The organism is Mesorhizobium sp. Root554 (assembly GCF_001427025.1).
Lineage (GTDB): Bacteria > Pseudomonadota > Alphaproteobacteria > Rhizobiales > Rhizobiaceae > Mesorhizobium.
The window spans coordinates 3,717,043-3,728,831 of sequence record NZ_LMGA01000001.1 but is presented as its reverse complement, the minus strand read 5'-3'; the positions used below and the strand labels follow the sequence as shown (position 1 = coordinate 3,728,831).

Below are 11,789 nucleotides of genomic sequence, written 5' to 3'. Positions count from 1 at the left end.
CTCGGCCTGGGCCTCGGGCGTTCGAGCCCTTTGAAAGGTCCACCGGACCTTTCAATTCGCCTGCGGCGAACCGGGCTCTCACCCCTCGATCCCCTCGCGGCCGGTGACCGTCATCATCGTCCCCGTCATGGTGGCGATGAGCTTGGCCTCCCCATCGGCGGCAATGGCATAGGCCTGTCCGTCGGCGACGATGATGGTGCGGCCGGGCTTGGTGACGGAGCCGCGAAACAGGAAGCGCTCTCCCCTGCCCGGCGCCAGCAGATTGACCTTGAACTCGATGGTTAGCACGCCCGCATTTTCCGGCATCAGGGAGAAGGCTGCATAACCGCAGGCGGAATCCAGCGCCGCCGAGATGATGCCTGCATGGAGGAAGCCGTGCTGCTGCGTCAGCCCCGGCGCATAGGGCATTTCGATCTCGATGGTGCCCGGCGTCACCAGCGTCAGCTCGGCGCCGATGGTTTTCATAACCTGCTGACGCTCGAAAGACGCGCGAACGCGCTCTTCGTAGTCAGCGGACGGAACGATCTTGGCTGCCATGCCCGATACCTTCGCTTGAACGATCCAGCTTATTGCAGAGCCGGGGCAGGCAGGCAATCGCTTTGCTGCGCCGCAACAAGGCTCAGTTGAGCAAGAGGATCGAGGCGTTCAGCGAGGTCGCGAAGGCCACCCACAGCGCGTAGGGAACGAACAGCCAGAAGGCGACGCGGTCCACCCTGCGCGCCGCCGCCATGAAGGCCATGATCGCGATCAACAGCAGCACGATGATGGCGAGCGCGCCGGCAATCCGCTGTGCGCCGAAAAACACCGGCGACCAGAGGAAGTTGAGCACGAGCTGCGCCACCCAAAGCTTCATCGCCGCGCCATGCGGCTCGCGTCTCCATATCCGCCAGCCGGCAATGGCGATCAGCACATAAAGCANCCATTCGCCCGGCAGCGTGGCGTAGCCGATCAGCAGCCCGCCGCCGAGCACGACAATGAGGAAGACGAGAAGCGAAATGTATTTCTGCACGAACACACCCGATCGATCCGCAGGCCGCTGCAAGAGATGGAACAGCGTCCGGATCTGTCAACGCAGGGAAAAATCAGCCGGCGCGGCGCAGCGCGCAGAAGTAGAAACCGTCAGTGCCGCTCAGCGCCGGCGACAGCGAAATGCCAAAGGCGCCGAAGCGCGCCTTGTCGCCATGGCTGGGGAAATGCCGGTCCCACAATGCGCGGTGGTCGACCAGTTCGAAATTTTTGGCACGCGCCAGGAAGGCGGCGATCTGCGCGCCGTTCTCGTCGTCGAAGACCGAGCAGGTGACATAGGCGAGCAGTCCGCCCGGTTTCACATAGGTGGATGCGGCGTCGAGAATGGCTGACTGCTCCGCCATGCGCGCCTCCAGCTGGCGCTGGGTCAGCCGCCATTTGGCATCCGGCCGGCGGCGCCAGGTGCCGGAACCGGTGCAGGGCGCATCGATCAGAACGATGTCCATATGCGCCTCAAGCGGCGTCAATTCGCCGGGCTTGGAAACGACCTGGATGTTGCGGTTCTCGGACCGGCGGATGCGATCGAAGATCGGCGCAAGACGCTGCTTTTCGGAATCGTGCGCGAAGATCTGGCCGCGATTGTCCATGATGGCCGAGAGGGCCAGCGCCTTGCCGCCGGCGCCTGCGCAATAGTCGAGAAGCTGCATTCCGGGCTCGGCGCCGACGAGTTCGGCGGCGATCTGCGAGCCTTCGTCCTGGATTTCGAACCAGCCCTTCTGGAAGGCCGGCTCGGCCTGGACATTGGGATGGCGGCCGTCGCCCTGGATGGGCGCTATGCGGATGCCCTGCGTCGCGAGCGCGGACGCCGCAGCACCCGTCTCCACCAGTTCCTGGATCACCTTGGCGCGGTCGGATTTCAGCGTGTTCACCCGCAGGTCGAGCGGCGGACGCTCGGCCAGCGCAGCGCCCTCCTTCACCCATTCCGGCCCGTAGGTCTGTTCGAAAAGCGGCGCGCACCAGTCGGGGCAATCGGCCTGCACGGCGGGCGGGGCATCGGCGAGCGTGGCGCGGGAGGCGGCCTGGAGCTCATCGGCATCGAGCGGCGACGGCGCGAACTTGTCGCCGTCAAGCGCCGCATTCAAGGATTGCGGCGTCTGCCCCCATTCCAGCAGCAGGGCGCCGAAACCGACGGCGCGCGGCGTGTCCGCACCGAGCAGCCAGGCGGCGCTGCGTTTGCGGCGCAGGGCGTCATAGACGATGTTGCCGATGGCGGAACGGTCGCCGCCGCCGGCGAAACGATGCGAGACACCCCAGTCGCGCAAGGCCTCGGCCACCGGCCGGTGCCGCCGCTGGATGTCTTCCAGCACTTCGATGGCTGCCGCCAGCCTTCCGCCAAGTCGCATTCGGTGATCCCGTCGTCGGTTTGCCCGTTTGGGTTCTGCTACAGGCGAAGGCCGCGGACGGCAAGCCCGATGGCCACGCGGAGGCCCTTGCGAAGCGTGAAAAGAAAAAGCCGGGCAAGATGCCCGGCTCCAAATCCGTGTCTCAGCGCTCCGGGAACTCAGGCGAGATCGAAGCGGTCGGCGTTCATCACCTTGGTCCAGGCCGCGACGAAGTCCTTCACGAACTTCTTCTTCGCGTCCGCCGTGGCGTAGACCTCGGCGAAGGCGCGGAGCTGCGAGTGCGACCCGAAGATCAGATCGACGCGCGTCGCCGTCCATTTGGCCGCCTTCGTCTTGCGGTCATGGCCCTGGTAGAGGTTGTCGCCGGCCGGCTGCCATTCCGTATCCATGCCGAGCAGATTGACGAAGAAGTCGTTCGTCAGCGTACCGATCCTGTCGGTGAAGACGCCGTGCCTGGCGTCGGCCGCATTGGCGCCGAGCACGCGCAGGCCGCCGAGCAGCACGGTCATTTCCGGGCCGGTCAGGCGCAGCAACTGCGCCCGGTCGACCAGCGCTTCCTCCGGCTGCATGAACTGCGGCTTCTTGCCGTTGATGTAGTTGCGGAAGCCGTCATTGCGCGGTTCGAGCGGCGCGAAGGACTGCACGTCCGTCTGTTCCTGCGAGGCATCGGCGCGTCCGGCCGCGAAGGGAACCGCGACATCCACGCCGCCATCCCGGGCCGCCTTTTCCACCGCGGCGGCGCCGGCCAGCACGATCAGGTCGGCCAGCGATATCTTCTTGCCGGAGTGCGCGCCGTTGAACTCGGCCCGGATCGCCTCCAGCCTGTCCAGCACCGTCTGGAGCTGGGCCGGCTGGTTGACCTCCCAGTCCTTCTGCGGGGCCAGCCGGATGCGCGCGCCGTTGGCGCCGCCGCGCTTGTCGGAGCCGCGGAAGGTGGAAGCCGAGGCCCAGGCGGTCGAGACCAGCTGCGGAACCGTCAGGCCCGAAGCCAGAACCTTCGCCTTCAGCGCCGCGATGTCCTGCTCGTCGACCAGGAGGTGATCCACGGCCGGGATCGGGTCCTGCCAGATCAGGGTTTCTTGCGGCACCAGCGGTCCGAGATAGCGCACGCGCGGACCCATGTCGCGATGGGTCAGCTTGAACCAGGCGCGGGCGAAGGCGTCGGCGAACTGTTCCGGGTGCTCATAGAAGCGGCGGGAAATCTTTTCGTATTCCGGGTCGAACCGCAGCGAAAGATCGGTCGTCAGCATGGTCGGCACATGCTTCTTCGACGGGTCGAAGGCATTCGGAATCGTCGCGGCGGCGTTCCTGGCCTGCCACTGCTTGGCGCCCGCCGGGCTGGCCGTCAATTCCCATTCGTTCTCGAACAGGTTCTTGAAGAAGAAGTTGCTCCACTGCGTCGGCGTCTGCGTCCACGTCACTTCCAACCCGGCGGTGATGGCATCGGCGCCACGACCGGATCCGTAGGTGCTTTTCCAGCCGAGGCCCTGGTCCTCGAGCGCGCCCGCTTCCGGTTCCGCGCCGACCAGCGAGGGGTCGCCCGCGCCGTGGGTCTTGCCGAAGGAGTGGCCGCCGGCGATCAGCGCGACGGTTTCCTCATCGTTCATCGCCATGCGGAAGAAGGTTTCGCGAATGTCCTTCGCCGCCGCGACCGGGTCCGGATTGCCGCCCGGTCCTTCCGGATTGACGTAGATCAGGCCCATCTGGACAGCGCCCAACTGTTCGTCCAGCTGGCGCTCGCCGCTGTAGCGCTCGTCGCCGAGCCACGAGCCCTCGGGACCCCAGTAAAGCTCTTCGGGCTCCCAGACATCCTTGCGGCCGCCGGCGAAGCCGAAAGTCTTGAAGCCCATCGATTCCAGGGCGACGTTGCCGGTCAGGACCAGTAGGTCGGCCCAGGATATCTTGCGGCCATATTTCTGCTTGATCGGCCATAACAGGCGGCGCGCCTTGTCGAGATTTGCATTGTCCGGCCAGCTATTCAGCGGCGCGAAACGCTGCTGGCCGGCGCCGGCGCCGCCACGGCCGTCGGTGATGCGGTATGTGCCGGCGCTGTGCCACGCCATGCGGATGAACAGGCCGCCATAATGGCCGAAATCGGCCGGCCACCACTCCTGCGAATCCGTCATGACGGCGTGCAGGTCCTGGATAACCGCGTTCAGATCCAGGCTCTTGAACTCCTCGGCATAGTCGAAATCCCTGTCCATCGGATCGGACAGGTCGGAATTGCGGTGCAGGACCGAGACATCCAGCTGCTTCGGCCACCAGTCCCGATTGGACCTCGGCGACTTGCCGCCTCCATGCGCGACCGGGCATTTGCCGGCGGGGTCGTCAGTCTTCGCGTCCATATCTGGCCTCCAAAAGATTTTGTCGAATTCGTCCGTCGCAGCGCATGGGTCCATCGCCATGACATCTGCGCGGGTGCAGGTCTGAGCGATGTTCGGGCTGGAATGATTCCAGACTAGCCGCTGCCTCCAATAAATTCAAATTGCCTTTCCTGTTCACTGCAATAACTTTAAACTATGATACAGATCACCATCCGGCAGATGGAATATTTCGAGGCGCTGGCGCGGACGCGCCATTTCGGACGCGCTGCGGAAAGCGCCGGTGTCAGCCAGCCGGCGCTGTCGGCGCAGATCGCCGAGATGGAGCAGCGCCTCGGCTGCCGTCTCTTCGACCGTTCAAGCCGCGGCATTTCCCTGACTGAAAAAGGCCTGGAGCTGGCGCCTGAAGTCGAGAGGATATTGGGAGAAATCCGCAGCCTCGAAGCCATGGGAGGGCTGAAGCGGAACGCCATGGAGGGCCGTCTTCGGCTCGGAATCATCCCCACCGTCGCGCCCTATCTGCTGCCCGTCGTCCTGCCGGCGCTGAAGCGGCGATATCCCGCCCTGCATCTTGAACTGAGGGAAGCGGTAACCACCGTGCTGCTGGAAGAAGTGCTGGGCGGCCGGCTCGACGGGCTGATCGCGGCAACGCCGCTGGATGCGCCCGCATTGACGGTCGAGGAGCTTTTCCACGACCGCTTTTTCCTCGCCGTTCCCCGGTCCGATCCTGCTTTCGTGACACCGCCGGTTGCGCCGGAAAGCGTTGCCTTGGAGAGGCTCATGCTGCTGGAGGAAGGCCATTGCATGCGCGAGCAGGCGCTGGCCGTTTGCGGGCGGGTGCGCCCCGCCGTCATGGCGAACTACGGCGCCACCAGCCTGACCACGCTCATGCAGATGGTCGCGCATGGGCTCGGCGTTACCCTCATCCCGGAAATCGCCGTCAGTTCCGCCTCGGAAATGCGGGACCTGCGCATATTGCCGTTCGCCGATCCCGTTCCGGAGCGCACATTGTGCGTGGCGTGGCGGCGCAATGCGCCACGCGGGGACGATTGCATGGAACTGGCCCGGTTCGTGCGGCAGATCGGTTTTTCTGCGAAGGCCTGACCTTCCCTTACACTGGCGCCAAGCCGTGTCCGTTCAGGCGGTCTTTTCTTCCACCAGCCCCAGTTCCTCCATCATCGCCTCGCGCATGATGAATTTCTGCGGCTTGCCGGTCACCGTCATCGGCAGGCTGTCCTTGAAGCGGATGTGGCGCGGCACCTTGTAATGGGCGATCTGGCCATCGCAGAAGACCCTGATCTCGTCGGCTTCGGCGTTCTCGCCCGGCTTGAGAACGATCCAGGCCGCGAGTTCCTCGCCATATTTCTTGTCCGGGATGCCGAAGACCTGCACTTCCTTGACCTTGGGGTGGCGATACAGAAATTCCTCGACCTCGCGCGGATAGACGTTTTCGCCGCCGCGTATGACCATGTCCTTCACCCGGCCGACGATGTTGCAGTAGCCTTCGTCGTCGATGGTCGCCAGATCGCCGGTGTGCATCCAGCCTTCAGGGTCGATCGCCTCGGCGGTTTTCTCGTCGTCCTCCCAATAGCCCTTCATCACCGAATAGCCGCGCGTGCACAGTTCACCCGGCGCGCCGACCGCAGCGGTGGCGCCGTCAGCGTCGATCACCTTGCATTCGACATGCGGCTGGATGCGGCCGACGGTGGAAACGCGCTTGTCGAGCGGATCGTCTGTGCCGCTCTGGAACGAGACGGGGCTGGTCTCGGTCATGCCGTAGGCGATCGTCACCTGCGACATGTTCATGAGCGATATCACCTTCTTCATCACTTCGATCGGGCATGGCGAACCGGCCATGATGCCGGTGCGCAGGCTGGACAGGTCGAAGGATTTGAAATCGGCGTGATCGAGCATGGCGACGAACATGGTCGGCACGCCGTAGAGGCCGGTGCAGCGCTCGGCTTCCACCGCCTTCAGCGTGGCGCCCGGATCGAAGCCTTCGCCCGGAAACACCATGGTCGCGCCCTTGGTGACGCAGCCCATCGTCCCCATCGACATGCCGAAGCAATGATAGAGCGGAACCGGGATGCAGAGACGGTCCTCAGCGGTGAGCTTGATGGCCGAAGTGACGAAATTGCCGTTGTTGACGATATTGCCGTGGGTCAGCGTCGCGCCCTTCGGCGCGCCCGTCGTTCCCGAGGTGAACTGGATGTTGATGGCGTCGCCGGGTTTCAGCCCCTCCGAAATGCGGTCGAGGCTGTCATGCTCGTCGCGGCCGCCCATGGCCAGCACGTCGCCGAAATTGAACATGCCGGGCGAGCTTTCCTCGCCCATCCGGATGACCGCCTTGAGCGTCGGCAGCCTCTTCGCCGTCAGCTTGCCGGGTTCCGCCTTTTCCAGCTCCGGCGCCAGCGTGTTCAACATGCCGAGATAGTCCGACGTCTTGAAGCTGGCCGCCGTGACCAGCGCCTTGCAGCCGACCTTGTTCAGCGCATATTCCAGCTCGGACAGGCGATAGGCCGGATTGATGTTGACCAGGATCAGGCCGACGCGCGCGGTGCCGAACTGGGTGACCAGCCACTCCCAGCGGTTCGGCGACCAGATGCCGATGCGGTCGCCCTTGCGCAGCCCGAGCGCCAGAAGGCCGGCGGCCAGCGCATCGACGGCATCGGAAAGCTCCTCCCACGAAAACCGCTTGTCTTGCCCAAGGAAAACAGCGGCGTCGCGCGAGCCGTTGGCAGCCGCCGTCTCGGAAAACAGCGCCGGAATGGTTTTGTGCAACAGCGGAACGGTGCGCTCGCCCGACACATGCGACTTGCCGCCCAGCGGGGCGATGAAAGCCCTGTGATGCGGCTCGTTCCTTGGGCTTTGCAGCGCCGTGTTGTTCGCCATGACCATCTCCTCCGCAACCACAATGAATCTAGCAGCCATGTGGCGCGAGGCAATGCCGCCAGGTTCAAGACATGTCGGCGCGCGCCATTCTTTCCGCGATGTCCCGGATCAACGCCTCGTCCGCATCCTGGCGCGGCTTGCGCGACGCGACGAGGCAGGCTTGCGAGCGCAGGATGACGCCGTCCGCCAGCACCTTGAGGTGGTTGGCGCGCAGCGTCGAGCCGGACGAGGTGATGTCGACGATGATGTCGGCCGATCCCGCCGCCGGCGCGCCTTCGGTGGCGCCGAGGCTCTCGACGATGCGGTAGACCTGGATGCCGTGCTTGCCGGAAAAGAACTGCTGCGTCAGCCGCCAGTATTTGGTGGCGATGCGCAGCCTGCGGCCGTGGCGCTGGCGGAAGTCGGCGGCGACGTCGTCGAGGTCGGCCATGGTTTCGACATCGAGCCAGATGTCGGGCACCGCGACCACCACATCGGCATGGCCGAAGCCGAGCCGGGCGAGGATTTCGGCGCGCGTCTCCCATTCGGCGAGGTTTTCGCGCACCAGGTCTTCGCCGGTTATGCCGAGGTCGACCGCACCCTGGCCGAGTTCGCCGGCAATCTCCGAGGCAGACAGGAACATCACCTCGATGTCGCCGCGACCCTCGATGCGGGCGCGGTATTTGCGCTCGTCTTCCGGCAGGCTGACGGCAAGCCCCGCCGCCGCCAGCTTTTCCAGCGCCTGCTCGCGCAGCCGGCCTTTGGAGGGGATGGCGAGGGAGATCGTCATGTGCCGCTCTCCCGCGCCGCTTCGATGCGGTCGAGCCAGACGGAGAAGCCGACGCCGGGGATCGGCGCGGTCGCGCCGAGCAGCGTCAGCAGCCGGTCGTAGCGGCCGCCGCCGGCCAGCGGCCTGTCGCCGCCGTCGACGGATATCTCGAACACCAGGCCCGTGTAGTAATCGAGCGGACGGCCGAAAGCGGCATCGTAGACGATCGCGCCGGCATTCCGCCCGTGTCCGGCGATCGCAGCGGCGCGGGCGGCGAAACTGTCCAATGCCGCGCCCAGCGACAGCCCGGCATCGGCGGCGAAACCTGCCAGCGCCGCTGCCGCGCCGTCGAGCGGAACCTTGATGGCGAGGAAGGCCTTCAGCGCCGCGAACGGCTCGTCCGACAGACGCACCGAGCGCAATTGCGCTTTCTCGATCAGCCGGCGGGCAATGTCGGCCGGCGTGCGGCCGGCGGAAGCCGACAGGCCCACCTTTTCCATGCCCTCGGCCAGATGGGCGGCAAGCGCCCCGGCGTCGCCATCGACGGCCAGCGCGGCGACTTCCGGCGGAAACTGGCCGTTGCGTGGCGGATTGGCGAGATCGGCAAGAGCCGCCTCGAGCATGGCGCGCGAGCCGAAGGCGCGGGCGAGCCGCATGCGCCAGCCGCGCGGCAGGCCGAGCGCCGCCAGCACCGCCTCGAACACCGCCTGGTCCCCCAGCGTCGTCACGAGGCCGGCTTTGGGCAGCGCGAGTTCCAACAGCGCGATGGCGTCGGCGACGGAACGGGCGTCGGCTTTCGCGGTGTCGCGGTCGCCCAAATCCTCGATGCCGGCCTGGAAGAATTCGGCGGGGCCATCGCGGCGCTGGCGGAACACCTCGCCCAGATAGGCATAGCGGCGCGGCGTGCCGGCCTGGCTGGCGATATGGTCGAGGCAAACGGGAATGGTGAATTCCGGGCGCAGGCACAGACTGCGGCCGGTCTCGCTTTCGGTCAGGAAGATGCGGCGGCGCAGATCCTCGCCCGCCATGTCGAGGAACGGATCGGCGGGCTGCAGCACCGGCACGTCGACGAGCGCCGCGCCGCGCATGGCGAACAACGCCTCGATGGCGTCGGATATGGCGGGGCGGCGGGCGGTCATTGAGCAGCCCCTGCCCTTCTCCCCTTGTGGGAGAAGGTGGATTGGCGCGCANCAAGACGGATGAGGGGTACTGGAAGGAAGGAGACGCCGACGCTCCGGCCAACACCCCTCATCCGACCTCGCTTCGCTCGGCCACCTTCTCCCACACGGGGAGAAGGGAAGATCGCAGCCTCACCGGCCACCGTCGCGCTCCGCCTTCTGCGCGTCTAGAATCTTGCGCACCTCGGTCACCAGGTCGGCCTCGGCCACCGTCACCTGTCCGGGCCGCGCCTCCTTGTATTCGGCGTGACCGGAAATGGCAGCGGCCTGCCGTGCGCCCTCGATCAGGTCCTTGATCTGCAGCTCGCCCCTGGCGCGCTCGTCGCCGCCCTGGATGATGGCGACGGGACAGCCGCGCCGGTCGGCATATTTCAGCTGCGCCTTCATGCCGGCGCCGCCGAGATACATTTCGGCGCGGATGCCAGCCTGCCGCAGGTCGCTCACCATCTTCTGGTAGCGGCCGAGGCTTTCCGTATCGCGGTCCATGACAAGCACAACGACCGGCTGAATGACGTCGGATGTATCGAGCTTGCCGAGGTTCTTCAGCGCCGTCATCAGACGCGAGACGCCGATGGAAAAGCCCGTCGCCGGCACCGGCTCTCCGCGAAAGCGCGACACCAGCCCGTCATAGCGGCCGCCGCCGCCGACCGAGCCGAAGCGGACGATCTGGCCGTCTTCATTGGGGATTTCGGCGAGCAGTTCGGCCTCGTAGACGGGACCGGTGTAGTATTCGAGGCCGCGGACGACGGAGGGGTCGATGCGGATGCGATCTGGGCCGTAGCCGGCGGCCCTAGTCAACTTCGCGATCTCAATTAGCTCATCAACACCACTGGAGCCGTTATTGCTGGGGGTTGCCAATACTTTTGAGCGCGAAAGCAAGACAATCTCGTCTTCAGTGGGATCGACATCCAAAATACCGAGCACTCTTTCGGCCTGTTCCGTCGTCAGCCCCGCACCCTTCGTAAAATCACCGCTCTCGTCTTTACGCCCCGCCCCAAGCAGCGCCCGCACGCCATCCAGCCCAACCTTATCCAACTTGTCGATCGCCCTTAGCACCGTCAGCCTGCGTCCGGCGTTCTCGTCGCCGCCGAGGCCAATCGCATCCAGCACGCCGTCGAGTACCTTACGGTTGTTGATGCGGATGACGTAGTCGCCCCGCTTGATGCCCAGCGCCTCCATCACGTCGGCCATCATCATCGCCATCTCGGCATCCGCCGCGACACCCGGCGCACCCACTGTATCGGCGTCGAACTGCATGAACTGGCGGAAGCGGCCCGGCCCCGGCTTCTCGTTGCGGAATACCCAGCCGGACCGATAGCTGCGATAGGGTTTCGGCAGGCGCTCGTAGTTCTCGGCGACGAAGCGCGCAGTCGGCGCAGTCAGATCATAGCGCAGCGACAGCCACTGGTCGTCATCATCCTGGAAGGAGAAAACACCCTCGTTCGGGCGGTCCTGGTCGGGCAGGAATTTCCCTAGCGCATCGGTGTATTCGATCATCGGCTGGTCGACCGGCTCGAAGCCGTAAAGCTCATAGACCTCGCGGATTTTCGCCATCATCTTCTCGACGGCGCGGATGTCGTCGGCGCCGCGGTCGGCGAAGCCGCGCGGCAGGCGCGCCAGCATTTTCTGCGATTTATCGGCCATGATCTTACCCGGCATTCCTTGCTGCGCGGGTCGATAAAATTTACCGCGCCCACGCCGCGCGTGTCCTAGACGATGCCGCCGGGTGCGGCAAGGGCGGCCTTGCCCTTGTGAAGGTGCCGAGCGAAGCGGAGGCTATCCGGGATCCATTGATGCTGTGATCGTCGGGCACGGCCCGGTCCTTGTGCTGGCTCGATCGGCCGCGGTCGCGACCCTCCACCCGGCCGCGCTCAAATGCCTTCCCTTCTCCCCTTGTGGGAGAAGGTGTCGCCCTCGGGCTTGCGAAGCAAGGACGAGATCAGGCGACGGATGAGGGGTGCTTGGCGCACCCTACCCCTCATCCGTCTCGGCGCTGCGCGCCGATCCACCTTCTCCCACAAAGGGAGAAGGCAGAAGCGCCACGGCTCCACAACAGATAAATCCGTCCACGTCCGCAAAACCGCATCCATACTTTGCTGCCCGAAGCGGAGGACAGGATGGAAGGCTGGGACAGGAACGCGAACCGGGACCGCGATGTGCTGGAGCGCATCGTGGCGCTGCTGTTCGCGCTCGCCGTTCTGGCCGAGCAGGCATCGAGCCGGTCGTGGTTCGTGCGCCGCCGCGTCCTGGCGATTTTAAGTCCCGCCGAGGAAGCCGCGTT

At 65.5% G+C, this 11,789-nt stretch carries 8 protein-coding genes and 1 pseudogene; 1 reads left to right on the top strand and 8 read right to left on the bottom strand.

Annotated elements, in window-relative coordinates; translation table 11 throughout:
- Positions 1-78 precede the first annotated feature (78 nt).
- From ASD44_RS17960 to katG, 4 genes and pseudogenes are all read right to left on the bottom strand, one after another.
- Positions 79-537: a PaaI family thioesterase gene (locus ASD44_RS17960; RefSeq protein WP_056115115.1), complete on the bottom strand. Its 459-nt coding sequence runs from the start codon at positions 535-537 to the stop codon at positions 79-81.
- 82 nt (positions 538-619) lie between these two features.
- Positions 620-918: pseudogene (locus tag ASD44_RS17955) on the bottom strand (TspO/MBR family protein); the annotation flags it as partial.
- A gap of 164 nt (positions 919-1,082) precedes the next feature.
- Positions 1,083-2,369, bottom strand: a complete 1,287-nt coding sequence (locus ASD44_RS17950; RefSeq protein ID WP_056115112.1) for an RsmB/NOP family class I SAM-dependent RNA methyltransferase — start codon at positions 2,367-2,369, stop codon at positions 1,083-1,085.
- A gap of 158 nt (positions 2,370-2,527) precedes the next feature.
- Positions 2,528-4,714 carry a catalase/peroxidase HPI gene (gene katG / locus ASD44_RS17945; RefSeq protein ID WP_056116489.1) on the bottom strand — a complete coding sequence of 729 codons (2,187 nt, stop codon included), beginning with the start codon at positions 4,712-4,714 and terminating at the stop codon, positions 2,528-2,530.
- A 174-nt stretch (positions 4,715-4,888) separates the two neighbouring features.
- Here katG and ASD44_RS17940 point away from each other — a divergent pair, with 174 nt between their 5' ends.
- The gene (locus ASD44_RS17940; protein ID WP_056115109.1) at positions 4,889-5,794 is read left to right on the top strand and encodes a hydrogen peroxide-inducible genes activator; all 906 of its coding nucleotides are present in this window, start codon (positions 4,889-4,891) and stop codon (positions 5,792-5,794) included.
- A gap of 33 nt (positions 5,795-5,827) precedes the next feature.
- On the opposite strand, the gene ASD44_RS17935 is transcribed toward ASD44_RS17940, so the two are convergent.
- The 4 genes from ASD44_RS17935 to hisS all read right to left on the bottom strand — a co-directional run bounded on the left by ASD44_RS17935 (position 5,828) and on the right by hisS (position 11,152).
- Positions 5,828-7,582 carry an AMP-binding protein gene (locus tag ASD44_RS17935; protein ID WP_056116486.1) on the bottom strand — a complete coding sequence of 585 codons (1,755 nt, stop codon included), beginning with the start codon at positions 7,580-7,582 and terminating at the stop codon, positions 5,828-5,830.
- 64 nt (positions 7,583-7,646) lie between these two features.
- A complete protein-coding gene (gene hisG, locus ASD44_RS17930) occupies positions 7,647-8,351 on the bottom strand; it encodes an ATP phosphoribosyltransferase (protein ID WP_056115106.1) in 705 nt (234 codons plus the stop codon).
- Positions 8,348-9,469, bottom strand: coding sequence for an ATP phosphoribosyltransferase regulatory subunit (locus ASD44_RS17925; protein ID WP_056115102.1), 1,122 nt, complete (start codon positions 9,467-9,469; stop codon positions 8,348-8,350). The genes hisG and ASD44_RS17925 overlap by 4 nt, the downstream gene beginning before the upstream one ends.
- Positions 9,470-9,640: 171 nt before the next feature.
- Positions 9,641-11,152, bottom strand: coding sequence for a histidine--tRNA ligase (hisS, locus tag ASD44_RS17920; RefSeq protein WP_056116483.1), 1,512 nt, complete (start codon positions 11,150-11,152; stop codon positions 9,641-9,643).
- Between the last annotated feature and the right edge of the window lie 637 nt (positions 11,153-11,789).